Origin of the sequence: Streptococcus gordonii (assembly GCF_001553855.1) — a bacterium.
Classification (GTDB): domain Bacteria; phylum Bacillota; class Bacilli; order Lactobacillales; family Streptococcaceae; genus Streptococcus; species Streptococcus gordonii.
This window is the reverse complement of record NZ_LQWV01000038.1, coordinates 55963-82105: the sequence shown is the minus strand read 5'-3', so window position 1 is coordinate 82105 and position 26143 is coordinate 55963. Positions and strand designations below refer to the sequence as shown.

Sequence of the window (26143 nt, the reverse complement as noted above, 5' to 3'; positions counted from 1 at the left end):
GAATAATGAATGAAAGAAAAAAATAATCTTGTTCTTAAATTCTTTATTTTGTTGTCGGCTATTGTTTTTGGTCTTGGTGTAACAAAATCAGCTCAAGCTGCTGAAGTTACTGACTATACAAACAATGTTACTATTACTAAAAATGGTAGTCCTTTAACTAGCGATACAACAGTTACGACAAATGAGACCTTAGCTGTGACAAGTGACATTACTTTTCCGGATTCACAAGCTATTAATAGCGGTGATACCCTTACTCTGAAGCTGCCTCAAGAGTTAACTCTTATTACAGTTTTGAATTTTAATGTCATTGATGTCAAAAATGATAAGGGTGAAGTTGTTGGTACCGCTCAAGTAGATCCGAACAATCAGACGGTGACAGTAACTTTCAGTGATTACTTCTCTCGTTTGCCTGAAAATAAGAGAATGTCTCTAAATTTCAATGTTCGATTAAATAATGACACAGTCAAAGAGTCTGGCCCTGTTTCATTCCGTTTTGGTCAAACTGACTTTTCTTTCCAATATAAAAAGGATGATGGTCAAGCTGGTGAGTACGAGATGAAATATGGTTACCAAGATAAATCAGATCCAAGTATTGTTAAATGGCGTATTATCTTAAACGCTCGACAAGACATGCTTCGTGGAATGGTTATTTCTGATAATTTTGGTGATGGCTTAACTCTTGTCCCAGGAAGTTTACGAGCTGTGCGCTATGCACCAGTTCAAGGGGGAATTCGTAATGAAGCCCATCTTTTAACTCTACCTGTTCTTGACAATTTTACAAAGAAAGCAGTTCTTTCTAAAAATGCAAATGGCGACGTAAATGGCTTCACAATCAACTTTGGTGATAATTACAATTGGCCAATGTATATTGAATACTCAACTCGTGTAGCGCCAGGAACTAAAGTAGGTGATACAGTAAATAATAAATTATCTTGGTCAGCTACAAACTTCCCAGGAGAACGAACAATCAATCGCTCACTTAGACTGGAAGCTGGTTCGGGAGATGGAAGTGCCGAACGCTCAAAAGATGTTGTAATCAAGGCTCAAAAAACTCTGGTCGGTAAAGAATTGACTAAGGGACAATTTAGTTTTGGTCTTTACGATGACAAGGGGCAACTTTTACAGACAGCTACTAATGAAGCTGATGGTTCTATTAATTTCGCAACAATCAACTATAGCCAAGCTGGTACATTCAACTATGTAATTAAAGAAATTCCAGGGCAGGAAGATGGCTACACTTATGACTCTAAAGAGGTTAAAGTAACAGTTAAAGTTGTTGATGTATTGGGTGAAAAATTTGGTTCAGTTTCTTATGATGGAGACGCGACTTTTACCAATACATACAAACCAGTAACCTCTGTATCAGGTCATAAAACATGGGTTAATGATACAAACATGACTCGTCCAAAGAGCATTACAGTTAATCTATATGCTAACAATCAAGTAGTAGCATCTAAAGTTGTCAGTGAAGCTGATGGCTGGAACTACACATTTAGTGGTCTTCCAGTAAATGATGAAAATGGTCAAAAAATTACCTATACAATTGGTGAAGATGCAATTGTAAACTATAGTTCAAAAGTTGAAGGTTATGACTTAATTAATACCTATGATCCGCCAACTATTCCATCAGACCCAGGAGAGCCTGGAAAGGATAAACCAAGCAATCCAGGTGGAGGCGATCCGAATGATCCTGGTCGTAAAACGCCAGATCCAAAGGTAGAAGATCCAAAGGGTTCAAATAAACAAGATCCAAAAACAACAGAAACCAAGAAATCTGACAATAAACCAACCTTGCCAAAGACTGGTGAGCAAGCGGCTATCTGGTTGTCAGCAGCTGGAGGTTCAATTTTGGTTATTCTTGGTGGTGTATTTGTACTCTTAAGAAAGAAAAATAAACAATAATTGATGGCTTAAAAAAATAAGAAGTATGTTTTTAAGTGATCAAAATAATTTGAAAGAAGATAAGGTTTATCATTTTCAAGCCTTTCTTCTTTCTTTTTTTATTTGAAGCGACTAGCATTTGAAAAATACTATCAATCATGTTAGAATAAGTCTATAAAAATATAAGAGGTAATTATTGTGGCTTTTGGAGATGAAGGAAAACGCAAAAAAACAGGATTTGAAAAATTAACAATGGTCGTTGTGGTAATCATGATTGTGGTAACAGTCGGAGCCATTATTGCTAGTGCAGTCAGCGCTATTTTGAGATAATTTTAAATCCGAAACGCTCTTTCAGCGTTTTTTTTAGGAATATGAAAGTGAAAGTTAAGAGAAGGTAGAGAAAGAATGAGTATGTTTTTAGATACAGCCAAGATTCAGGTTAAGGCTGGTAATGGTGGTGATGGTATGGTTGCCTTTCGCCGTGAAAAATACGTTCCCAATGGTGGTCCTTGGGGTGGTGATGGCGGTCGTGGAGGCAATGTTGTTTTTGTCGTTGACGAAGGCCTGCGCACTCTGATGGATTTTCGTTATAATCGCCACTTCAAGGCTCAGTCTGGTGAAAAGGGCATGACCAAGGGAATGCATGGCCGAGGGGCTGAGGACTTGATTGTTCGAGTGCCACAGGGGACAACAGTTCGTGATGCAGAGACGGGCAAAGTGCTGACGGACTTGGTAGAAAATGGCCAAGAATTTATCGTAGCGCGTGGTGGCCGAGGCGGTCGTGGAAATATCCGTTTTGCAACGCCTAAAAATCCTGCACCTGAGATTTCTGAAAATGGAGAACCAGGTCAAGAGCGGGAGCTTTTGCTGGAGCTCAAGGTCCTAGCAGATGTCGGATTAGTTGGTTTTCCATCTGTCGGAAAATCCACTTTGCTTAGTGTAATCACAGCAGCTAAGCCTAAGATTGGTGCCTATCATTTCACGACCATCGTTCCCAATCTAGGCATGGTTCGCACCCAGTCTGGAGAGTCTTTTGCAGTAGCAGATCTACCGGGGCTTATTGAGGGGGCTAGCCAAGGGGTTGGACTGGGAACACAGTTTCTCCGTCATATTGAGCGGACACGGGTTATCCTGCATGTCATTGATATGTCAGCTAGTGAGGGGCGTGACCCTTATGAGGACTATCTAGCCATTAATAAAGAGTTGGAATCCTATAATCTTCGTCTTATGGAGCGTCCGCAGATTATTGTTGCCAATAAGATGGATATGCCAGATAGCGCTGAGAATATCAAGGTATTTAAAGAGAAATTAGCGGCTAATTATGACGAATTTGCAGATTTACCACAAATCTTCCCAATTTCCAGTCTGACAAAGCAGGGACTTGCAACCCTCTTGGATGCGACCGCAGAACTACTGGATAAGACACCAGAGTTCTTGCTCTATGATGAGTCTGAAATGGAAGAAGAAGCTTACTATGGCTTTGATGAAGAAGCACCAGCCTTTGAAATTTCTCGTGATGATGATGCGACTTGGGTGCTGTCAGGTGATAAGCTTGAGAAACTCTTTAATATGACCAACTTTGACCGTGACGAAGCCGTCATGAAATTTGCTCGTCAGCTACGTGGTATGGGTGTTGATGAAGCCCTTCGTGCTCGCGGAGCCAAGGATGGGGATCTGGTCCGGATCGGCAAGTTTGAGTTTGAATTCGTTGACTAAGGAGGCTTGAAATGGGTGATAAACCAATATCTTTCCGTGATGAAAATGGAAACTTTGTCTCTGCAGCAGACGTCTGGAATGCAGAAAAGCTAGAAGAGCTCTTCACACGCCTTAATCCAAATCGGAAATTACGATTGGAAAGAGAAAAGGCTCAAAAAAAAGATTAAAATAAGCACTCTGAGGAAAATTCTCAGGGTGTTTCTATTTATAGTTAACTGTTAGTGCGCTTCTTTTGCTTCAGATAATGATATAATATGCTTAAGGAATATTCGAATCTAAAGGAGAGTGGATGATGACAAAATCATTAGAGGATATGACTTTAGAAGAGTTGTGGCAACTTTTTCCAATTTTTTTGAGAGAACATCAGGTTGAGTGGAAAGACTGGTATGAGGAGGAGCGACTTCGGCTCTTGAGTGTTTTGCCAGAACATCAGATCGTTCGTCTTAGCCATATTGGCTCAACATCAGTAGAGACCATCTGGGCAAAGCCTATAGTGGACATCATGCTGGAAATTCCAATAGAAACAGATATGGCTATTATACGGGACTTATTGCTACAAAATGGTTATCTCCTCATGTCAGAAAGCCAAGGACGGATGTCATTTAATAAGGGCTACACACCGAGTGGTTTTGCGAAGCGGGTTTTCCATCTGCATCTGCGCTATGAAGGTGATCATGATGAGCTTTACTTTAGAGATTATTTACAGGAGCACCCTACTGTAGCTAAGGACTATGAACAGCTCAAACTTTCTTTGTGGAAACAGTATGAGCACAATCGGGATGCCTATACAGATTCCAAGACGGATTTTATCAAGAAATACACCAAGGAAGCTAAAAGGCTTTATAATGGACGATATGAGAGGGAAGACAGATGATTTATCTAGCAATGATTGGCCTTCTGATTATTCTGGCTTTTCCTTACTTAATTTACCAATCAAAGAAACCCTCAGGCTTTATTGGACTATGGATGATGAAAATTTGGAATCGTGTTTATATGCCCATGGTTGTTTGGTCGGTCAGTCAGCTGGGTTATAAGAAACAATTTGATTCAATTTTGGATGTTGGAGTTGGAAATGGAGTATCCTCAAAATATTTGAAAAAGCACTTTCCTGATAGTCAAGTTTTGGGGATTGATATTTCAACTACAGCCATCAAATCAGCTGAAGAATTGTCTGAGCCTGGTCTATCTTTCGAGGTGAAAAATGTTGAGAAAACAAATCTTCCTGTTGAGGAATTTGATTTGATTACAGCCTTTCAGACGCATTTTCATTGGTCGGATTTAACTCAAGCGTTCCTAGAACTTAAGAGGATTCTTAAGCCTGATGGAATCATTTTACTAGCATGTGAATGGAGCAAATTAGCTTACTACCTACCAGACTTTACAAAGCGTGAAAAACTGGAAAGCTTCTTGTCAACCTTGGACCTACATCTCCTCAATAGTCAAAGAAATGGTCAATGGATTCTTTATCAAATCGTGAAAAACTAAGGGAGGTATCCTATGAAACAATTGTTTTTATGCTCTTATTTTGCGGGAGTCAAGGACTTGTTCAGACAATATGTATCTGAAAAGCAATTGGGCAAACAAATACTTTTTATACCGACGGCTGCAAATGTAGAAGAGTATAGGGGTTATATTGATGAAGCCCTGCAAACCTTTGAGGACTTGGGATTTCAAGTAGAGGTCTTGGATATTTCAGCTTGTGATAGAGAAACAGCACAAGCTAAGATTTTTCAAAGTAAACTCCTCTATGTCTCTGGAGGCAATACCTTTTACCTTTTGCAAGAACTTAAGAAAAAGCAACTTCTGTCCTTGATAAAAGAGCAGATCACTGACGGTATGATTTATGTGGGCGAATCCGCTGGTGCTATCATCACAGCTAAGGACATTGACTATAATAAGATCATGGACGATAAGGCAGTTGCAGAAGAATTGCACGATACAGCTGGATTGGATGAGGTGGATTTTTATGTTCTTCCTCATGTTGGCGAAGAACCCTTTGTCGAAAGCGCTCAGGCAACTCTGGATACATACAGCGACCAGCTGAATCTCCTTCCCCTCAATAATCACCAAGCTGTGCTTGTGGAAGGAGAAGAAGTGAAGGTTTTGGAGGAGTAATAAAATATTTTTGCCACGAATTTTAACAAAAGGTCTATAAAAAGTAAGAAAAGCTTGGTTGAAGCAACCAGCTTTTTTGCTATACTAACAGTGTAATCATAAAAAGGAGATTAAAAAATGATTTCTAAAAATATTGCTATTTTAAGAAAAAGAGAGAATATTTCTCAGGAAAAACTGGCCGAGGAAATAGGTGTATCAAGACAGACTATAGCAAAATGGGAAGCAGGAGAAAGCGTTCCAGATGTGATTTATTCCTCTCAATTAGCTGATTTTTTTGATGTGAGTTTGGATGAACTAGTACATTTAGAGAGCAATTTATTGACAACTCCTAGTATCAAAGGGAAATATATTTTTGGAACAGTAACGGTGGGGGAGCGTGGTGAAATCCACTTACCCCCTCGGGCGCGAAATATTTTTCAAATAAAAGCGGGAGATCAGCTTCTTTTGCTAGGAGATGAAAATCAAGGATTGGCATTATTAGATCCGAATTTTTTTCTAGAAACTCCTAAGTATTTTTCAGAAAAGTAGCAGGCGATGAATGAAAAGGACAATGATGTTAGTTATTTTGATATTGATAGCTCTTATATTAGTAAGTGCGCTGATTTTTTTGATGTGAGTTTGGATGAACTAGTACATTTAGAGAGCAATTTATTGACAACTCCTAGTATCAAAGGGAAATATATTTTTGGAACAGTAACGGTGGGGGAGCGTGGTGAAATCCACTTACCCCCTCGGGCACGAAATATTTTTCAAATAAAAGCGGGAGATCAGCTTCTTTTGCTAGGAGATGAAAATCAAGGATTGGCGTTATTAGATCCGAATTTTTTTCTAGAAACTCCTAAGTATTTTTCAGAAAAGTAGCAGGCGATGAATGAAAAGGACAATGATGTTAGTTATTTTGATATTGATAGCTCTTATATTGGTAAGTGCAGGGTGGTTTGCTTATCGTAATCTACACTATGATAAGGCTAATCTTGAATATATACGACAAGCTGGGATGATAGAAAAGCAAGTGACTTTACCAGATGGATCTCTTATTAATTATGGCGAAGGTCCAAAAAATGGTCCCCCTTTACTCCTGATCCATGGCCAGCAAGTATCTTGGGAGGACTACGCCAAGGTTTTTGGAGAATTGTCTAAGCGATATCATGTATATGCAGTAGATTGTTATGGACATGGTGGGTCTAGTAAAAATCCTGCTAAATATTCAGCACTAGAAAATAGTCAGGATTTCATTTGGTTTATTCATAATATTATAAAAGCTCCTGTGTTCATTTCAGGACATTCATCAGGAGGGCTTCTGGCAACAATGGTAGCTGCACTAGCTCCTGATACTGTTAGAGGACTATTGATAGAAGATGCACCGTTCTTTTCAACAGAGCCTAGTCGAGCACATTCTACTTTTTCTTGGTTAGGATTTAAAGATATGTATGATTTCTTAAAAAGCGGTAAAAAAAATTATACTGCCTATTTTTTAGAACATACTTATTTAAAAAAACTTTTTGGTGAGGAAAATTTTAATAAAATTGTCAAAAAACCAGCTCTGAACTATATGAAAAATCATCCAGGAAAGATTCCTAGAATTTGGTACTATCCGCCAGAATTACAAGTGAATCTCATCTATGACTTAACAGCTAATTTACAGGATGGAACAGGAGATTACGATCTTCGTTTTGGCTCAACATTTTATGATTTTTCTTGGTTCAAGGGATTTGAACAGGAAGAAATCTTGAAAAAAGTTCAATGTCCATCTATATTGCTTCATGTGGCTCGGCCTTTGAATCAGAAGAATTACTATGATAAAAATGGGATTCTTTTGAGTGCTATGGATGACAAAGATGCTAAGCGAATAGACAAACTTTTGTTGAACAATCATCTAATAGATAATATCAAGAGTGGGCATGATATTCATGTTGAAAAACCTGAGATTTTTATTCGGGCGATTGATGATTTACAAAAAAGGTGTAAATAGAATCTTAAAGGTGAGAGATGTTTTTACTTGATCTATTGGGATTTTCACTTGACGAAAAGTTTAAAGTCGATTTAAGTTGTGCTTCTTATTTTTATTTCAAAAACAGCCATCAGACTGTTTTTTTGATATAATAGACTCTATGAACACAAAAGATAAAATTTCAAATTATCAACTTTTATTAGCACAGCTGGAAACTTTGTTGGAGGGTGAGACTAACACTTTAGCTAATCTTTCCAATGCGAGCGCGCTGCTCAATCAAGCTCTACCTCATTCGGTTTTTACCGGTTTCTATCTTTTTGATGGAAATGAGCTGATTCTGGGGCCTTTTCAGGGCGGTGTCTCCTGTGTCCATATTACGCTAGGCAAGGGTGTCTGTGGGGAATCTGCGGAGAAAGAAGAGACGATTATCGTAGATGATGTGACTCAGCATGCCAACTATATCTCCTGTGATAGCCGGGCTAAGAGCGAAATTGTGGTGCCCATGGTAAAAGACGGTCGACTGCTTGGAGTATTGGATTTAGACTCGGCTTTGACGGGGGATTATGATAAGATAGATCAGGAATATCTGGAAAAGTTCGTACAGATTTTGCTTGAAAAAACGATTTGGAATTTTGAAATGTTTGGAGAAAAAGCCTAATGTATCAAGCTTTATATCGGAAATACCGCAGTCAGACCTTTGGTCAGCTGGTGGGTCAGCAGGTAGTGGCAACCACTCTGCGACAGGCTGTGGAGCAAGGGAAAATCAGCCATGCTTATCTCTTTTCTGGTCCACGTGGAACAGGGAAAACTAGTGTTGCTAAGATTTTTGCCAAGGCTATGAATTGTCCGAATCAAAAGGACGGCGAGCCCTGCAATGACTGCTATATCTGTCAGGCCATAACTGAGGGAAGCCTTGAAGACGTCATAGAAATCGACGCAGCTTCTAATAATGGGGTAGATGAGATTCGTGATATTCGGGATAAATCTACCTATGCACCTAGTATGGCCAAGCACAAGGTCTATATCATTGACGAGGTGCACATGCTCTCAACAGGGGCATTTAACGCTTTGCTCAAGACCTTGGAAGAACCGACTGAAAATGTGGTCTTTATCCTAGCGACGACTGAGTTGCATAAGATTCCAGCCACGATTCTTTCCCGTGTCCAGCGTTTTGAGTTTAAGTCTATCAAGACTCAGGACATTATTGCCCATATTGAGTGGATTTTGGATCAGGAAGGTATTGACTTTGAGCAAGAAGGTGTGCAGATTATTGCCCGTCGAGCAGAAGGTGGTATGCGGGATGCCCTGTCTATCCTTGATCAGGCTCTTAGTTTAACCCAGGAAAACCGCCTGACCACAGAAATAGCTGAAGAGATCACAGGCTCTATCAGCTTGGGAGCCTTGGATGCTTATGTAGCAGCCTTGATTGCGCATGATGCAGTTGCGGCCTTGGATAATCTTAATCTGATTTTTGACAGCGGAAAAAATATGGCCCGTTTCGTAACGGACCTCCTGCAATATCTGCGTGATCTAATCATTGTCAAAACTGGCGGGGAGAATCATCACGCCAGCGAGCTCTTTCTGGAAAATCTCAAAACACCGCAGGATACTCTTTTTGCCATGATTGATATGGCGACCAAGAGTTTGGCAGACATCAAGAACAGCCTGCAGCCTAAGATTTATACAGAAATGATGACCATTCGACTGGCAGAGACTAGCAGTCTTCCTACAGCGACAGCCATTCCAGATAATCTAGCTGATGAACTCAAGGGATTGAGGCAAGAGATTGATAATCTCAAGCAGCAGCTATCTAATGGCAATGGGAAACCAGTGGCAGCTGTCAAAACTTCAGATATTCGTCCACAGAAGTCAAAAGGTTATCGGGTAGATCGTCATAAAGTTAATGCTATTTTAGAAGAGGCTGTTGAGAATCCTAGTTTGGCTCGTAGCAATCTGACTAAGCTACAGAATGCTTGGGGAGAGGTCATTGAGAGTTTATCCGGGGCAGACAAGGCTTTATTGGCTGGCTCGCAACCTGTAGCAGCCAATGAAAGCCATGCTATCTTAGCTTTTGAGTCTAATTTTAACGCTGAGCAGACCATGAAGCGAGACAATCTCAATACCATGTTTGGCAATATTCTTAGCAACGCGGCAGGGTTTTCACCAGAGATTTTGGCTATTTCCTTAGAAGAATGGACCAAGATCCGAGCGGATTTCTCGGCTCGTAGCAGAAATGGTAAAGTTGAAGTCGAAGAGAAGAAGGAGGAAAATCTGATTCCAGAAGGATTTGACTTTTTAGCTGAAAAAATTACCGTGCAAGAAGACTAAGAAAAGATTTTTTGAATTTTTCATGATATAATACATTTATGAATAGAAGACAATTTATCACAGTGGCTCTCTTTACGGCTGTTGAAACATACTTTTTTAATGAATCCATAATGTCGGAACACTATTTCATGGCGATTTTCTGGGCCTTTCTGATTTTGCGAAATATTCAGATTTCCTATGTCATGGGTCGGATTGTTGATGAAATTGATAAACATTTAAAATAAATATAAGAAAAGGACTGAGAAAACTCAGTCCTTTTATCTTGTGATTTTAGTTGACCTATTACCAACTGCTTAGAGAAACTTCGCCACTATTGAGCCAGATTTCTTGACCATTTTCGAGCTGAACAAGGAGCTGACCACTGTCAGAAACGTCCTTAGCCAAACCCTTGTAGTCAGTATTATTTTGATTGAAGCTGACTTCCCGACCTAGCACCAAGGAATGTTGTTTGTAAAGGTAGATGAGTTCTTCTGGATCACTTTCGTAAAAGCATTTCCAAATCTCAGCGATGAGCTCATTACGACTAATTGGCGGTTTCTCATCAAATAATGATCCGGCCTTATTCTTGAGATCTGCAGGAAAATCCTTAATAGAGAAGTTAAAGCCAACTCCGATAATAACATCAGTTACCTGTCCATTCTCGATAGAAGTAGTAGCTTCTGTTAGAATACCGGCTATCTTTTTATTTTTAAAATAAATATCATTGACCCACTTGATGTCAATGTCCATAAGAGTTAAATTTTTTATAGCTTTATAGATGGCTCCCGCAGTTAAGATAGTATAAGATGGGATCTGGTCAAAGGGGAGGTTGGGCTTGAGGTGGAGAGACATGTAGAAGCCACCTTGGCTAGGGCAGAAGAAAACACGACTGAAACGGCCACGACCAGCTGACTGGGAGGTGGCTAGATAAAGGGTATCGGATGGGGCGCCAGCTTCCATCCCAGCTTTGGCATCGATTTGAGTGGACTTACAGTCAGGATTGAAGGAAACCTGAACAGGAGCGTGTTCTTCAATCCAAGAAGGAAGTAGCAAATCTCCATCAAGCAATCGATAGCCACGATTCTTGACAGATTCGATCTGGATGCCTTCTTTTTCAAGTTTTTGAATAGCTTTCCAAATAGAGGTCCGTGTGATCCCTAGGTCTTGGGCTATTTTTTCACCATTGACGTAATCATCGGCTTGGCTAAGAATATCATATAGCTTTTCATAGGTTTTCATAGTATGTCTTTCTAATTTAAAGGCTGCTTTCTCTAATAGTCAATCTTGTAGCTAATTTGACCATATAAGGAACTGAAGAACTATCTTTTTGGAAACTTTGCTCAAGAATCTGAATGGCTTGTTTTCCCATGTCTTCTGTAAAGACTGTCACAGTACTGAGTTTTGGATACATGTATTTGGCCAGAGAAGTATCGTTAAAAGAAATCAAGCTAACTCTTTCTGGGACAGGGATTTTAGCTTCTTGCAAAGCACGCAAGGCGCCTGAGGCCAAGGCATCATTTGCTGCAAAGAAGGCTGGAGGTAGATTGTCACCAAGCTCCATAATGAACTCTTTCATTATCTTATATCCAGCTTCTGAAGAAAAACTTCCAATTTTGATCAAGTTGGGATCATATAGCTTGAGTTGTGTGAGATAGGATTGAAAAGTGTTGAGTCGAGGGTCAGATAGGAGTGTGCTTCTATCTGAAGAGGTTTCTTGACCAGCAATCATGCCAATCTTCTTTAGGCCATTGTTGATAAAATAATCTATAACATTGATAACGGAGTTTTCAAAGTCGGTCGTGACGCAAGAATGGCCATAATTTAAGGTATCGCTATCGACAAAAACTAAGTTGTCACTGTAAGCTTCCAGTTCTTTTATCTTATCAGGACTAAACTTACCGATAGCAACGATTCCGTCAATATTTTCTAGTTGAGCCATAGAATCATTGTTGAAAATTCTAATGATCTCATAGCCTAATTCTTGAGCTCTTTTTTCAGCTCCTAAACGAATAGAGTAGTAGTAGAGATCATCTAGTTCTTCTTGTTCTGTATACCATTCGATTATGGCAATTCTGTGAGAAGACTTAGAACGTTTATTTGTTTTCTTTGATTTTTTATAACCAAGCTGTTCAGCGATGGTAAAAATTTTGGTACGTGTTTCATCACTGACAGACATGGCTTGATCTTGGTTTAAAACTCGCGAAACAGTTGCAGATGAAACACCAGTAGCATGGGCAATATCTTTGATAGTAACCATACGATTCAATCCTTTTTCTTTACTATCCTTTCATTATACATCAAAAATTAGTAAATCACAAAGTAGAATTTAGTAAAACATCCCAGCATATTTGTCATAGTTATTAGTGGGCAGATTATAGTATGTGGTATAATAAAATAAAGCTTTGAATGAGGAGGATAAAAGATGAAAAGACATGGAATAACTTTTCTTGCATTAACCACTATTTTATGTGGTTTGTTTTTCCTAACAGCCTGTAAGAAAGGACCGCTAAGTCTTGACCAACAATTTGATGTTTATTCAAAGGCTAAACCGGTCTCCATTTCTGATGGAGAAACCTATTATCTTTGGGTTAAAGATAGTCAAGATAAGACAGTGGATAGCCTGAAGTATATGATTCCAAAAGAATGGGAACTAGATCTTGAACAAAGTCTAAAACCTAATGAAGATGTGGCTTATACTGCTAAAGAAGATGGTCGTTATTTTTTAGTACAAATTTATACTTTGCGTATTCAAGATAATCAGAAACTTTCTGAAAAAGCTCTAAAGCAAACTATGATTGATGACGGTCATCATTTTTCTAAAGAAGGAAAGGTCACTATCGGAGATAAGGAGTGGCTGACAGGATATGAGCGTTCAGAGCAAGCCAACAAGGCTTCAGCTATCTCTTTTTATCGTCTAGAAAAAGACTCGTCTGGAAAACCCATGATTTTAGTGGGGAATTTCCTGTATCCAACTTATCCTGAAAAAGCAGAAGATGATGTAGATGCTTTGGTAGAGAGGGGAATTGGACACTTAAAGACAATTTTAAAGCAGTTGTCTAGTCAAGATCAATTTTCTTAATATTTAAGATTTGATCTAATCTTCCTTTTCCTAATAACAAAAAGACTTGGCTGGGTAGAAACAGAGTGCAGTATATTAAAAATTTTCAGAAAATATCGACTTTTTCTTGACAAGACAAAAATACTGTGTTAGAATCCTAAACAATAAGAAATCATCTCAAAAGGAGTTAGTCAAACATGAAGTCAAACCAATCTTCAAACTTTGCTTTGTTGTTGCGTTACTCGGGCTAGTGCAAAAGCATTAGTCCTGTTTGGCTTACCAAGCGGGAGTAAATCAACATCTCGCTTGTTCCTCAAGTGAGATGTTTTTTTATACCTATGTTAGTTTACATTTTGATGCCTTGATTATAAGAGCTCTTGTGTATTAGAAAAGGAGTTGTCTATGACACGAAAAATTGAGTTTCTTGATACCAGCCTTCGGGATGGTGAGCAGACACCTGGAGTGAACTTTTCCGTTAAGGAAAAGGTTGCTATTGCTAAACAACTTGAAAAATGGGGAATTTCGGCCATCGAGGCTGGCTTCCCAGCTGCTAGTCCAGATTCATTTGAAGCAGTACGGGAAATCGCCAAAGCAATCACCAAAGCTTCAGTCACTGGCCTAGCGCGTTCGGTTAAGTCTGACATTGATGCCTGCTATGAGGCACTCAAGGATGCCAAGCACCCTCAGGTACATGTTTTCATTGCAACCAGTCCCATTCACAGAGAGTTCAAGCTGAAAAAGTCCAAGGAAGAGATTTTAGAAGCCATTAAGGAGCATGTTTCTTATGCTCGCTCTAAGTTTGAGATTGTCGAGTTTTCACCTGAAGATGCGACACGGACAGAGCTGGATTTTCTGCTTCAAGTTGTTCAGACAGCAGTTGACGCAGGTGCTAGCTACATCAATATTCCAGATACGGTTGGTTTTACTACACCTGAAGAGTTTGGTAATATCTTCAAGTATCTGATTGACAACGTAAAAACAGATCGTGAAATTATCTATAGTCCTCACTGCCATGATGATTTGGGAATGGCAGTAGCCAACAGCTTGTCTGCGATCAAATATGGTGCTGGACGTGTGGAAGGCACGATCAACGGTATTGGTGAGCGTGCTGGTAATGCGGCTCTGGAAGAAGTAGCGGTTGCCCTAGAGATTCGTCAAGACTATTATCAGGTTGAGACAGATATCGTCCTTAATGAAACCATTAATACTTCTGAACTTGTGTCTCGTTTTTCAGGTATTCCAGTGCCTAAGAACAAGGCTGTCGTTGGTGGCAATGCCTTCTCACATGAGTCTGGTATCCATCAGGATGGCGTTCTTAAGAACCCACTGACTTATGAAATCATCACCCCAGAGTTGGTCGGTGTCAAGAGCAACTCACTCCCACTTGGTAAACTCTCTGGTCGCCATGCCTTTGTCGAAAAACTCAAAGAATTGGCTCTGGACTTTGCTGAATCTGAAATTAATAATCTCTTTGCTAAGTTTAAGGTTCTGGCAGATAAGAAAAATGAAGTTACAGATGCTGATATTCGAGCTCTGATTGCTGGAACGACGGTTGAAAATCCAGAAGGATTCAGATTTGATGATCTGCAGTTAACGACCAATGATGACCAAACTATCACAGCTGATGTGCAGTTGGTTAATGGAGATGGTGAGACAGTCACTTGTGTGGCAGAAGGCAAGGGAAGTGTTGAAGCTATCTTTAATGCGATTGACCAATTCTTTAACCAGTCTGTCCAGCTTTTGTCTTATAACATTGAAGCGGTAACAGATGGTATTGACTCTCAGGCTCGCGTCTTGGTAGCTGTAGAAAATACGGATACAGATACGATCTTTAACTCCTCTGGTATTGACTTTGATGTTCTTAAGGCTAGTGCTATTGCCTATATCCATGCCAATACCTTTATTCAAAAGGAAAATGCCGGTGAAATTGGCCGTCGCGTTTCTTACCATGATTTACCCGCTAGTGAATAGGAAGGAGTACCTATGACAAAAGAAATTGTAGCTCTGGCGGGTGATGGTATCGGGCCAGAAATCATGGAAGCAGGTCTTCAAGTACTGGCTGCCATTGCGGATAAGTTCGGTTTTACTTATCATGTTACGGAGAAGGCTTTTGGGGGTGCTGGGATTGATGCAGCAGGTCATCCTCTGCCTCAGTCTACTCTAGAAGCAGCCAAGGAAGCAGATGCTTTACTCCTAGCAGCTATCGGTAGTCCCCAGTATGATAATGCTCCGGTTCGGCCGGAGCAAGGTTTGCTTGCTCTACGCAAGGAGCTTGAACTCTATGCTAATATTCGTCCAGTTAAGATTTTTGATGCCCTAAAACATTTGTCGCCTTTGAAGGCAGAGCGAATTGCTGGCGTGGATTTCGTGGTTGTGCGCGAGTTGACTGGTGGGATTTACTTTGGCGAGCATATTTTGGAGGACAAATCTGCGCGAGATATCAACGACTACAGCTATGAAGAGGTAGAACGGATTGTCCGTAAGGCCTTTGACATTGCGCGTGGTCGCAGAAAGCGCGTGACCAGTATTGACAAGCAAAATGTGCTAGCAACATCCAAACTCTGGCGCAGAGTAGCAGATGAAGTCGCCAAGGATTATCCAGATGTGACCTTGGAGCATCAGCTGGTGGATAGCGCTGCGATGCTTATGATTACCAATCCTGCTAAGTTTGATGTTGTGGTAACGGAAAATCTCTTTGGAGATATTCTATCCGATGAGTCCAGCGTCTTATCAGGAACGCTAGGAGTTATGCCATCTGCCAGTCATTCGGCTGATGGACCAAGTCTTTATGAGCCCATTCATGGTTCGGCTCCAGATATTGCAGGGCAAGGCATTGCCAACCCTATCAGTATGATCCTTTCTGTAGCCATGATGTTGAGGGATAGTTTTGCAGAGCTCGAAGCTGCAGAAGCCATTGAAGTAGCGGTTGAAAAGACTTTGGCTCAAGGAATTTTAAGCCGTGATTTGGGAGGACAGGCGACAACAACTCAAATGACGGAATCGATTATTAACAACTTATGAAATGGATTTTAACAGGTATTTGCCTGCTATGGAACCTTATCGTTTTCCTGCTTTATGGCTGGGATAAGCGAAAGGCAAAGAAAAATCACTACCGCATTCCAGAGAAGGCCTTGCTGCTGTCAGCTTTGGTAGCTGCGGGTTTGGGCGCTTTATTAGGCGGTCAACTCTTCCATCATAAGACCAGAAAATGGTATTTCTGGTTGGATTGGATTTGTGGAATAATAATAGAAATTGTAGTTTTATATTACATATGGAGAAGCTAGTATGGCTGGAAAATCGATTTTTGATAAGCTGTGGGAAAGGCATGTAATAACAGGTCAAGAAGGCCAGCCCCAGCTTATGTATGTAGATCAGCATTATATTCATGAAGTAACCAGCCCTCAGGCTTTTCAAGGTCTTCGAGATGCAGGGCGCAAAGTTAGACGGCCGGACTTGACATTTGGTACCTTTGACCATAATGTTCCTACGGTCAATATTTATGATATCCGGGATGTGATTTCCAAGGCTCAGATTGATAAGCTTTCTGAGAATGTCAAGGATTTTGGCATCGAGCATGCGGCTCACGGATCAGAGTTGCAGGGGATTGTCCATATGGTTGGACCTGAAACAGGCAAGACCCAGCCGGGCAAATTCATTGTCTGCGGTGACAGTCACACAGCCACTCACGGAGCTTTTGGAGCCATTGCTTTTGGAATCGGTACTTCAGAGGTGGAGCACGTCTTTGCTACACAGACCATTTGGCAGGTCAAGCCCAAGAAAATGCTGGTCAAATTTACCGGAGTGCCACCTAAAGGTGTCTATTCCAAGGACTTTATCCTCGCTCTGATTGCCCGATATGGTGTGGCTGCAGGTGTTGGTCATGTGGTCGAGTATGCTGGTGATGCGATTGATCATCTGACCATGGAAGAGCGTATGACCATCTGCAATATGTCTATTGAGTTTGGCTCCAAGATGGGCATTATGAACCCCGACCAGAAGACTTATGATTACGTTAAGGGTCGGCCGGGCGCTCCCAAGGACTTTGAGGCAGCAGTAGCTGATTGGAAGACTCTGGTCAGTGATCCCGATGCTGTCTATGATAAGGTCATTGAGATTGATGTTTCCACGCTTGCACCAATGGTGACTTGGGGAACCAATCCTTCTATGGGAGTAGAGTTCGGTGCTGCTTTCCCAGAAATACGTGACATGAACGACGAGCGAGCCTATAATTACATGGACCTCTCCCCAGGTAAGAAAGCAGAAGATATTGACCTAGGTTATATCTTTATCGGATCCTGTACCAATGCTAGACTCAGCGATTTGCAGCTGGCAGCTAAGTTTGTCGCTGGTAAGCACATTGCTCCCAATCTAACAGCTATCGTCGTACCAGGCTCTCGTCCGGTCAAGCGGGCTGCTGAAAAGATGGGACTGGATAAAATTTTCATGGATGCAGGATTTGAGTGGCGCGATCCTGGTTGCTCTATGTGCCTGGGAATGAATCCAGATAAGGTGCCAGATGGAGTTCACTGTGCCTCTACTAGTAATCGGAACTTTGAGGATCGTCAGGGATTTGGTGCTAAGACTCATCTTTGCAGTCCTGCCATGGCTGCAGCGGCAGCTATTGCCGGACGCTTCGTAGATATTCGTCAGCTACCGGAGGTTCAGTAAGGAAGGTTTATGGAAAAATTTACAATCTATACAGGGACAACAGTCCCACTCATGAACGATAATATTGATACGGACCAAATTTTACCTAAGCAGTTTCTCAAGTTGATTGATAAAAAAGGCTTTGGCAAGTATCTCATGTACGCTTGGCGTTACCTAGACAATCAGTACACCGAAGATCCTGATTTCGTCTTTAATAGACCTGAGTATCGCAAGGCGACTATTCTGATTACAGGGGACAATTTCGGAGCTGGTTCCTCTCGTGAGCACGCTGCCTGGGCCTTGGCTGACTACGGCTTTAAGGTGGTTATTGCCGGATCTTTCGGGGATATTCACTACAACAATGAACTTAATAACGGCATGTTACCTATCGTCCAGCCACTGGAAGTTCGGCAAGCTTTGGCGAAACTGAAACCAACGGATCAAGTGACTGTGGATTTGGAACTGCAGAAGATTTTTTCACCGGTGGGAGAATTCTCCTTTGACATTGATGGAGAATGGAAGCACAAGCTCCTCAACGGGTTGGATGATATCGGTATTACCCTGCAGTATGAGGATTTGATTGCAGAATATGAAAAGAATCGTCCATCTTATTGGCAGTAACCATATTTTTGATATATTCAGAAAATTCTAAATATATCTTGTCTCTGATAAGAATATATGGTAAAATAAATCTTAATTTAATAGAAAAGGAATAAACTTATGACAAAACACATTCAATGGAACGGAACTCTTTCACAAGAAGGTTATGACATTCTTAAAGGCGATGGGGGCTGTATCGTTTGTCCGACTAAGGTAGGTTACATCATTATGACCAGCGATAAGGCAGGTTTGGAGCGTAAGTTCGAAGCTAAGGCACGTAACCGTAATAAGCCTGGTGTTGTCCTCTGTGGCAGCATGGATGAGCTCCGTGCTTTGGCTCAGCTCAATCCTGAAATTGAAGCCTTTTATCAAAAGCATTGGGATGAAGATATCCTCTTGGGCTGTATCCTTCCATGGAAGCCAGAAGCTTTCGAAAAGCTCAAAGCCTATGGCGACGGTCGAGAAGAGCTGATGACAGACGTTCGTGGCACTAGCTGTTTTGTTATTAAGTTTGGTAAGGCGGGCGAGCAGCTGGCAGCTAAGCTTTGGGAAGAAGGCAAGATGGTCTATGCATCCTCAGCTAACCCATCCGGTAAAGGAAACCGCGGCAAGGTCGAAGGAATTGGCGAGCGCATCGAAAACGCAGTTGACCTAGTCATTGAAGCAGATGACTATGTAGCCTCTATCCAGCCAGACAAGACCATTGAAACTCGCTATGAGCAGGGCGTTATGGTCTCAATGGTTGACAAGGATGGAAAACTAATTCCAGAACAAGGTGGCCAACGTTCCATCTCACCAGCACCAGTGGTCATCCGCAAAGGCTTGGACATTGACAAAATCATGATGCACCTGTCCGATACTTTCAACTCATGGGATTACCGTCAAGGTGAATATTACTAAGATAAAAAGAAGCTCAGTGCGAGAGGGGGATTTCCTCTTTACACTGGGCTTTTTATTTTATAATTTCTTTTATTTTTCCTATAATCATGCTATGATAAAGAAAAGCTACATTATCCTTTTAAAATTAATTTTTTTAATTCTTATATCATAATGTAGAGCGTAATCTATATTGTTTTCGCAACAACGCAAAGGATTAGAAAATGAATATAAGATTTTAAAGGTTAGGTTAAAAAGTTAGAGGTTTTTTATGGCAGATAAAGTAAATTATTGGATGATAGTTGCTGGTGGTGGAGGTAGCAAATGGTCTTTATTTAAAAAAGAAAAGATAGCTTGTATAGATTTTAATGCTAATTTAAAAAATATTTTAAGTTATAAGAACTTGCAAGACTTGAAGCAAGGAATTCACAGGAATAAATTCATTTGGCAATTTGCCCACGACATAAAAATAAATGACTATATAGTGGCTACTTCAGGATTTAAAAAGATTTTAGGAATTGGTCAGTGTGTGAAAACATATTACTTTGACGAATCAAAAAAAGAGTTTAAACATTGTATTGGTGTTAATTGGTTGAAAGTTGACGGTGCATGGGAATATCAGGGTAAAAAAGGAGCTAGACAAACTATCAACTGGGATAGAAATACGGAACGTATCAATTTATATAAATCTATTTTAAATGATACATATGGAAACGATACAGAGAAAAAAGTTATGAATAAAAATATAGATAATTATATAGAAAAACTAGAAAAATCCAAAAATCTCATCCTCCGTGGTGCTCCTGGTACGGGAAAAACCTATCTTGCTAGACAAATTGCAAGGGAGTTGACTGGAGGAAATGAGGAACAAATCGATTTTGTACAATTCCATCCCTCTTATGACTATACGGATTTTGTTGAGGGGTTACGACCTGTTTCTAATGATAATAGCCAGATAAGTTTTGAGTTACAAGATGGTATTTTTAAGAAATTTTGTCACAAAGCTAACGAAGCTCAAAAAACAGGAGGACAAGATAATTTTGATGAAGCCTGGAATGATTATCTTGAATATGTAAATAATAGAGATGAAAAAGAGCGTTTGACAGATTTTTCTTATCTTACTGTTAATAGCCGGAATAATTTTAATGTCAATTATGAGAGCAAAAGTCAAGGGACAGTTTTGACTAAGTCCTATGTCTATGAACTCTATAAAGATGAAAATTATTTAAAACAGACTTATTATCGTGGTCAGGGAAAAAAAGTTCTTGAAACGTTAAGAAAAAAATTTGGTCTAAAAGACTATATTTCTCCAATAGAAATTGACACAGACAAGAAATTCGTATTCATCATCGATGAAATCAATCGTGGGGAGATTTCTAAGATTTTTGGTGAACTTTTTTTCTCTATTGACCCAGGCTATCGTGGTGAAATGGGGAGTGTTTCTACCCAGTATTCTAATTTACATGAAACTGATGAGAAATTTTATATCCCTGAAAATGTCTACATCATCGGAACGATGAATGATATTGACCGTTCAGTGGATACTTTTGATTTTGCCATGCGCCGTCGTTTCCGTTTTGTAGAAATTACGGCTGAAAGTCAGCTGGGAATGCTTGATGAACCTCTTGGAGATGGAGCTGAAGAAGCGAAAATTCGTCTAAGAAACTTGAATGCTTCCATAGAAAAAGTAGAAGAGCTCAGTAGTCATTACCATGTTGGACCAAGTTATTTCCTTAAGTTGCAGGAAGTAGACTTTGACTATGAGTTGCTATGGTCTGATTATATTAAGCCGCTTCTAGAAGACTACTTGCGAGGTTCTTATGAAGAAGTTGAAACTTTGGAAACTTTGAAAAAGGCATTTGATAAAACAAGCAATGAGCAAACCGATCAGTCAATAACTAGTGACAATGAAAGCGATGGAAATGACGATACGGATAACAGATAACCAGCAACTTATAAAAAAAGAGGATTTTGTTGAAATTTACCCCAAAATTAGTCAGGTACTTTTAGATAGAACTTTAGAAAGTCTTTCTAAAGAGGATGGTATTTTCATTTTTCCAAATGACTTGAAAAATACTTCGGACTTGGACAAGGGACATAAAATTTTTGAAACTGTCAATCAGAACATTAAGACAGGAAATGTGATTGGTTTTCTGGGTTACGGTCAGGAAAGATTAACGATTTCCTCTCGTTTTTCAAATGCTAATAACGACTATTTTTTACATTATCTCTTGCAGAAGGTCCTCAATATCAATCTCACTAACTTGGATGTTGGTTTATCTAGCGAAGATAAACTATATCAACTACTGGTTTACCTCTTTCCAAAATATCTGCAAGCGGCTTTGAGAAAAGGGCTTTATAAAGAATACCAGCGATTTTTCCATAATGATAGCCATGTAAAGGGAGCGATTGATGTAGGAAATCATCTTAAGAAAAATGTTCCTTTTATGGGAAATATTTCCTACACTACTAGAGAGTTTGCTTATGATAATCCATTGATGCAGCTGATTCGACACACCATTGAGTATATTAAAAATCAGAAAACAATTGGAAGTGGAGTGTTTGATGCTAATCGTGAAAATGTAACAGAAATTATCCGCGTGACTCCGTCTTATAAACTAGCTGATCGTGTTAAGATTATCAGACTAAATCAAACTAAACCTGTCCGTCATGCCTATTTTCGAGAATATAGAAAATTACAGGAACTATGTCTGTTGATTCTAAGTAGAGAAAAGCACGGTTTAGGACTTCAAGAGCAAAAAATACACGGTGTTCTTTTTGATGTAGCTTGGCTTTGGGAAGAGTATGTCCAGACATTGTTGCCAGAAGGTTTTATTCATCCACGAAATAAAGAAAAGACGGGTGGCATTTCTGTATTTAGCAGTCATGTTCGAAAGGTTTATCCAGACTTTTATCATAAAGATTTAAAAATCGTACTAGATGCCAAATATAAAAAGCTAGAATTTACTGAAAAAGGAATCAATCGTGAGGATTTATATCAACTGATTTCCTATGCATACATTTTAAAAGCTAAAACAGCCGGTCTTATTTTCCCAAGCGTGGAGAAGGTTGTTGATAACGACATAGGTAAATTATCAGGTTACGGAGCGCTCTTGAAAAAGTGGTCCATTCTTATTCCTCAAGAAGCTGAAAGTTATGACCATTTTGTTCAACAGATACATCAATCGGAAACAATAAATTTTAGATTTTAAAGCAGGTTCAACCTGCTTTTTTCTTTACCCCAGTCTAAAACTATTTCCAAATCGAACAAAATTCTTGACAGATGTAATTCTAGATGTTACAATCAATGAAGATCGATTCGATATAGAAATAAATTGGAGGGAGTATGAAAGACAGTCATTTAGTAGCCTATCATATTCATTTATTGAATGGGCGGATTTTTCAAAAGTTACTGAATCAGGATCCTGAAGCCCTTTATCGAAGTGAGCAGGGCAAAATTCTCACAGTTTTATGGAATAGTGAAACGGGCTGCGCGACGGCGACAGATATTGCGCTGGCGACAGGACTTGCCAATAATACGCTGACGACTATGCTGAAAAAGTTGGAAGAACAGGGTTTGGTGACCTTTAGTCAGTGTGGTTTAGACAAGCGAAAAAAATATGTAAAGTTGACAGAGCGGGGTTGGTCTCAGAAAGAAGTGGGCCATCGTATCAGTCAAAAATTGGATGCTATTTTTTATAAAGGCTTCTCAGAGGAAGAAATTCGCCAGTTTGAAAGTTATCAGGAACGCATTTTGGACAATCTGAAAGAGAAAGCAAATGAGGAATAAATCATGTCAAAACAAGTTGAAAATGCCCAAAATCTATATATTCATGCTATTCAAGACGGACGAGTTGCTGAGGCTCAAGCTCAGTCTGTAGGGGATACTTATATCCAACACTCGACAGGTGTGCCAGATGGGAAAGAAGGGTTTGTGGCTTTCTTTGCAAATTTCTTTGAGCGCCATCCCGAGCGTGAGATGAAAATTGTTCGCACTATTGAAGACGGCAATCTAGTCTTCGTCCATGTTCATCAGTATCTCAATGGTGGGGAAGCTCAATGGGTGACGACAGATACTTTCCGTGCGGATGAGAATGGTCGTATCGTGGAGCATTGGGATGTGATTGACTACTATCGAACACCTGAAAATGACCAATTAGACCAGATTTTTGGAGATTTTGAGATCAAGGATTTGGACAAGACAGCAGAAAATAAAAAGTTAGTTCGCCGTTTCTTGACAGAAATCTTCCAAAACAAGGAACTTGATCTGTGGGAAGATTTTGTGGCAGACGATTTGATTCAGCATAATCATGAGATTGGACAAGGAAGTGATGCTTATAAAAACTATGTGGCTGAGCACGGGGTTACTTTCGACTTTGTTTTCCAGCTTTTAGGACAAGGAAACTACGTGGTTAGCTATGGTCAGGCTCAGATTGATGAAGTTGCCTATGCCCAGTACGATATCTTCCGTTTGGAGAATGGCTTGGTTGTGGAGCATTGGGATAGTAAGGAAGTTATGCCTAAGGTAGAAGACTTGACTAATCGAGGGAAGTTTTAAATTGAGGACAAAGAATGATTGAATATAAAAATGTAGCGCTACGCTATACAGAAAAAGATGTTTTGAGAGATGTCAATTTACGGATTGAGAATGGGGAGTTCATGGTTTTAGTTGGACCTTCTGGGTCAGGTAAGACGACCATGATTAAGATCATTAACCGTCTTTTGGAACCCACTGATGGAAATATTTATATGGATGGCAAGCGCATCAAAGACTATGATGAGCGTGAACTTCGTCTTTCTACTGGTTATGTTTTACAGGCCATTGCTCTGTTTCCCAATCTAACTGTTGCAGAAAATATTGCTCTCATTCCCGAGATGAAGGGCTGGACTAAGGAAGAAATTGCTCAGAAAACAGAAGAGCTTTTAGCTAAGGTTGGTTTACCGGTAGCTGAGTATGGGCATCGCTTACCTAGTGAATTATCTGGTGGAGAACAGCAACGGGTCGGCATTGTCCGTGCCATGATTGGTCAGCCTAAAATTCTCCTCATGGATGAGCCCTTTTCGGCCTTGGATGCTATTTCGAGAAAACAGCTACAGGTTCTGACGAAAGAATTGCATAAAGAATTTGGAATGACAACGATTTTTGTGACCCATGATACGGATGAAGCTTTGAAATTGGCGGACCGTATTGCTGTTTTGCAGGATGGAGAGATTCGTCAGGTGGCGAATCCTGAGACGATTTTAAAGGCGCCTGCAACGGACTTTGTAGCAGACTTGTTTGGAGGTAGTGTTCATGACTAATTTGATATCAACTTTTCAGGATCGTTTTGGTGATTGGGTAACTGCTCTATCTCAACATTTGAAGTTGTCACTTTTGACCTTATTACTAGCTATTTTTATTGCTATTCCCTTGGCTGTTTATCTTCGCTATCATGAGAAGTTGGCGGACTGGGTCTTGCAGATTGCAGGGATTTTCCAGACCATTCCGTCTCTAGCCTTGTTGGGACTCTTTATCCCCTTGATGGGAATTGGAACCTTGCCTGCTTTGACGGCTCTAGTGATTTATGCGATTTTCCCGATTTTGCAAAATACCATCACTGGGCTAAAGGGAATTGATCCAAGTCTACAAGAGGCTGGGATTGCCTTTGGGATGACCAGGTGGGAGCGTCTCAAGAAGTTTGAAATTCCACTTGCCATGCCTGTCATAATGTCTGGGATTCGGACGGCAGCGGTTTTGATTATCGGCACGGCAACCTTGGCTGCCTTGATTGGGGCAGGGGGACTGGGTTCCTTTATCCTTTTGGGAATTGACCGCAATAATACCAGTCTGATTTTGATTGGGGCACTTTCTTCTGCAGTGCTTGCTATTGCCTTTAACTTCCTACTAAAAGTGATGGAAAAAGCAAAATTGCGGACGATTTTCTCTGGTTTTGCCTTGGTGACCATATTGCTCGGTCTGTCTTATAGTCCAGCACTCTTAGCTCAAAAAGAGAAAGAAAACTTGGTGATTGCTGGAAAATTGGGACCAGAACCCGAAATTTTGGCCAATATGTATAAGTTGCTGATTGAAGAAAATACCAGTATGACTGCGACTGTTAAACCGAATTTTGGGAAAACAAGCTTCCTCTATGAAGCTCTGAAAAAAGGGGACATTGATATCTATCCTGAATTTACCGGTACGGTGACTGAAAGTCTGCTTCAACCATCTCCTAAAGTAGGTCATGAGCCAGATCAGGTTTATCAAGTGGCGCGTGATGGCATTGGCAAACAAGATCATCTTGCCTATCTCAAACCTATGTCTTATCAAAATACCTACGCTGTAGCTGTTCCGAAAAAAATTGCTCAAGAATATGGCTTGAAGACCATTTCGGACTTGAAAAAAGTGGAAGGGAAGCTGAAGGCAGGCTTTACTCTCGAGTTTAATGACCGTGAAGATGGCAATAAGGGCTTGCAATCAATGTATGGTCTCAATCTCAACGTAGCGACCATGGAGCCAGCTCTTCGCTATCAGGCAATTCAGTCAGGCGATATTCAAATCACAGATGCCTATTCGACAGATGCAGAGTTGGCGCGTTATGATTTGCAGGTCTTGGAAGATGACAAGCAACTCTTCCCACCTTATCAAGGAGCGCCACTCATGAAAGAAGCTCTTCTCAAGAAACATCCTGAGTTGGAGACAGTTCTCAATAAACTAGCAGGTAAAATTACTGAAAGCCAGATGAGCCAGCTCAACTACCAAGTCGGTGTTGAAGGTAAGTCAGCAGAACAAGTAGCCAAGGAGTTTTTACAAGAACAAGGTTTGTTGAAGAAATAGATTGAGAATGTCAAACTCAACTTATTTAGACGACCATATAGAAAAATGCTCAGACAATCTTGTCTGGGCTTTTTTGGTGTCAGAATTAATGATTTTCATTTTTAAATGGAAAATAAGCGGAAATTTTCAGGATTTTCTAAATTTTTACTGTAAATACACTTGACTATTCAGAAATTAG

The 26143-nt window shown here is 40.2% G+C and carries 28 protein-coding genes; 26 read left to right on the top strand and 2 right to left on the bottom strand.

Annotated elements, in window-relative coordinates; all coding sequences use genetic code 11:
• Positions 1-9 precede the first annotated feature (9 nt).
• The 13 genes from AWH02_RS08375 to AWH02_RS08325 all read left to right on the top strand — a co-directional run bounded on the left by AWH02_RS08375 (position 10) and on the right by AWH02_RS08325 (position 10215).
• Positions 10-1902: a Cna B-type domain-containing protein gene (locus AWH02_RS08375; protein WP_045502393.1), complete on the top strand. Its 1893-nt coding sequence runs from the start codon at positions 10-12 to the stop codon at positions 1900-1902.
• 177 nt (positions 1903-2079) lie between these two features.
• Complete coding sequence (locus tag AWH02_RS10750) at positions 2080-2211, top strand: DUF4044 domain-containing protein (protein WP_012000341.1); 132 nt, start codon at positions 2080-2082, stop codon at positions 2209-2211.
• 75 nt (positions 2212-2286) lie between these two features.
• Positions 2287-3597, top strand: a complete 1311-nt coding sequence (obgE, locus tag AWH02_RS08370) for a GTPase ObgE (protein ID WP_045502396.1) — start codon at positions 2287-2289, stop codon at positions 3595-3597.
• 11 nt (positions 3598-3608) lie between these two features.
• On the top strand, positions 3609-3764 hold the full coding sequence (locus AWH02_RS11085) for a hypothetical protein (RefSeq protein WP_045502399.1): 156 nt from the start codon (positions 3609-3611) through the stop codon (positions 3762-3764).
• 125 nt (positions 3765-3889) lie between these two features.
• The gene (locus tag AWH02_RS08365; RefSeq protein WP_045504782.1) at positions 3890-4471 is read left to right on the top strand and encodes a GrpB family protein; all 582 of its coding nucleotides are present in this window, start codon (positions 3890-3892) and stop codon (positions 4469-4471) included.
• A complete protein-coding gene (locus AWH02_RS08360; protein ID WP_045502401.1) occupies positions 4468-5082 on the top strand; it encodes a class I SAM-dependent methyltransferase in 615 nt (204 codons plus the stop codon). The genes AWH02_RS08365 and AWH02_RS08360 overlap by 4 nt, the downstream gene beginning before the upstream one ends.
• A gap of 12 nt (positions 5083-5094) precedes the next feature.
• Positions 5095-5712 carry a Type 1 glutamine amidotransferase-like domain-containing protein gene (locus AWH02_RS08355; protein ID WP_060553761.1) on the top strand — a complete coding sequence of 206 codons (618 nt, stop codon included), beginning with the start codon at positions 5095-5097 and terminating at the stop codon, positions 5710-5712.
• Between the two features lie 117 nt (positions 5713-5829).
• Positions 5830-6240 (top strand): helix-turn-helix domain-containing protein, encoded by a 411-nt coding sequence (locus tag AWH02_RS08350; RefSeq protein ID WP_060954923.1) that lies wholly within the window; start codon positions 5830-5832, stop codon positions 6238-6240.
• A gap of 6 nt (positions 6241-6246) precedes the next feature.
• Positions 6247-6573 (top strand): AbrB/MazE/SpoVT family DNA-binding domain-containing protein, encoded by a 327-nt coding sequence (locus AWH02_RS08345; protein ID WP_081094152.1) that lies wholly within the window; start codon positions 6247-6249, stop codon positions 6571-6573.
• A 10-nt stretch (positions 6574-6583) separates the two neighbouring features.
• A complete protein-coding gene (locus AWH02_RS08340) occupies positions 6584-7684 on the top strand; it encodes an alpha/beta fold hydrolase (protein WP_060553760.1) in 1101 nt (366 codons plus the stop codon).
• Positions 7685-7823: 139 nt separating this feature from the next.
• Entirely contained in the window at positions 7824-8321 is a 498-nt protein-coding gene (locus AWH02_RS08335) for a GAF domain-containing protein (protein WP_060553759.1), read from the top strand.
• Positions 8321-9991 (top strand): DNA polymerase III subunit gamma/tau, encoded by a 1671-nt coding sequence (dnaX, locus tag AWH02_RS08330; protein WP_060553758.1) that lies wholly within the window; start codon positions 8321-8323, stop codon positions 9989-9991. The genes AWH02_RS08335 and dnaX overlap by 1 nt, the downstream gene beginning before the upstream one ends.
• 38 nt (positions 9992-10029) lie before the next feature.
• Entirely contained in the window at positions 10030-10215 is a 186-nt protein-coding gene (locus AWH02_RS08325) for a DUF3272 family protein (protein ID WP_008808893.1), read from the top strand.
• A 58-nt stretch (positions 10216-10273) separates the two neighbouring features.
• Here AWH02_RS08325 and birA read toward each other — a convergent pair whose 3' ends face one another.
• Both birA and AWH02_RS08315 read right to left on the bottom strand, forming a co-directional pair.
• Positions 10274-11209, bottom strand: coding sequence for a bifunctional biotin--[acetyl-CoA-carboxylase] ligase/biotin operon repressor BirA (gene birA, locus AWH02_RS08320; RefSeq protein ID WP_060553757.1), 936 nt, complete (start codon positions 11207-11209; stop codon positions 10274-10276).
• A 16-nt stretch (positions 11210-11225) separates the two neighbouring features.
• On the bottom strand, positions 11226-12227 hold the full coding sequence (locus AWH02_RS08315) for a LacI family DNA-binding transcriptional regulator (RefSeq protein WP_060553756.1): 1002 nt from the start codon (positions 12225-12227) through the stop codon (positions 11226-11228).
• A gap of 165 nt (positions 12228-12392) precedes the next feature.
• On the opposite strand from AWH02_RS08315, the gene AWH02_RS08310 reads away from it, so the two are divergent.
• The 13 genes from AWH02_RS08310 to AWH02_RS08250 all read left to right on the top strand — a co-directional run bounded on the left by AWH02_RS08310 (position 12393) and on the right by AWH02_RS08250 (position 25965).
• A complete protein-coding gene (locus AWH02_RS08310) occupies positions 12393-13049 on the top strand; it encodes a hypothetical protein (protein ID WP_060553755.1) in 657 nt (218 codons plus the stop codon).
• Positions 13050-13430: 381 nt separating this feature from the next.
• Complete coding sequence (locus AWH02_RS08305; RefSeq protein WP_060553754.1) at positions 13431-14999, top strand: 2-isopropylmalate synthase; 1569 nt, start codon at positions 13431-13433, stop codon at positions 14997-14999.
• Positions 15000-15011: 12 nt separating this feature from the next.
• Positions 15012-16049 (top strand): 3-isopropylmalate dehydrogenase, encoded by a 1038-nt coding sequence (leuB, locus tag AWH02_RS08300; protein ID WP_060553753.1) that lies wholly within the window; start codon positions 15012-15014, stop codon positions 16047-16049.
• Entirely contained in the window at positions 16046-16312 is a 267-nt protein-coding gene (locus AWH02_RS08295; RefSeq protein ID WP_060553752.1) for a DUF1294 domain-containing protein, read from the top strand. Before leuB ends, AWH02_RS08295 begins: the two co-directional genes overlap by 4 nt.
• 1 nt (position 16313) lies before the next feature.
• Positions 16314-17696, top strand: a complete 1383-nt coding sequence (gene leuC, locus AWH02_RS08290; protein WP_060553751.1) for a 3-isopropylmalate dehydratase large subunit — start codon at positions 16314-16316, stop codon at positions 17694-17696.
• 9 nt (positions 17697-17705) lie between these two features.
• Positions 17706-18296, top strand: a complete 591-nt coding sequence (gene leuD / locus AWH02_RS08285; RefSeq protein WP_060553750.1) for a 3-isopropylmalate dehydratase small subunit — start codon at positions 17706-17708, stop codon at positions 18294-18296.
• A gap of 99 nt (positions 18297-18395) precedes the next feature.
• Positions 18396-19175, top strand: coding sequence for an L-threonylcarbamoyladenylate synthase (locus AWH02_RS08280; protein ID WP_005590290.1), 780 nt, complete (start codon positions 18396-18398; stop codon positions 19173-19175).
• Positions 19176-19422: 247 nt separating this feature from the next.
• The gene (locus AWH02_RS08275; RefSeq protein ID WP_060553749.1) at positions 19423-21096 is read left to right on the top strand and encodes an McrB family protein; all 1674 of its coding nucleotides are present in this window, start codon (positions 19423-19425) and stop codon (positions 21094-21096) included.
• Positions 21059-22363, top strand: coding sequence for an McrC family protein (locus AWH02_RS08270; RefSeq protein WP_060553748.1), 1305 nt, complete (start codon positions 21059-21061; stop codon positions 22361-22363). The genes AWH02_RS08275 and AWH02_RS08270 overlap by 38 nt, the downstream gene beginning before the upstream one ends.
• Before the next feature lie 134 nt (positions 22364-22497).
• Positions 22498-22941 carry a MarR family winged helix-turn-helix transcriptional regulator gene (locus AWH02_RS08265; protein WP_060553747.1) on the top strand — a complete coding sequence of 148 codons (444 nt, stop codon included), beginning with the start codon at positions 22498-22500 and terminating at the stop codon, positions 22939-22941.
• Positions 22942-22944: 3 nt separating this feature from the next.
• Entirely contained in the window at positions 22945-23709 is a 765-nt protein-coding gene (locus tag AWH02_RS08260; protein WP_060954922.1) for a nuclear transport factor 2 family protein, read from the top strand.
• A gap of 14 nt (positions 23710-23723) precedes the next feature.
• Entirely contained in the window at positions 23724-24452 is a 729-nt protein-coding gene (locus AWH02_RS08255; RefSeq protein WP_060553745.1) for an ATP-binding cassette domain-containing protein, read from the top strand.
• Entirely contained in the window at positions 24445-25965 is a 1521-nt protein-coding gene (locus tag AWH02_RS08250; protein WP_046165740.1) for an ABC transporter permease/substrate-binding protein, read from the top strand. The genes AWH02_RS08255 and AWH02_RS08250 overlap by 8 nt, the downstream gene beginning before the upstream one ends.
• The last annotated feature ends 178 nt before the right edge of the window (positions 25966-26143 follow it).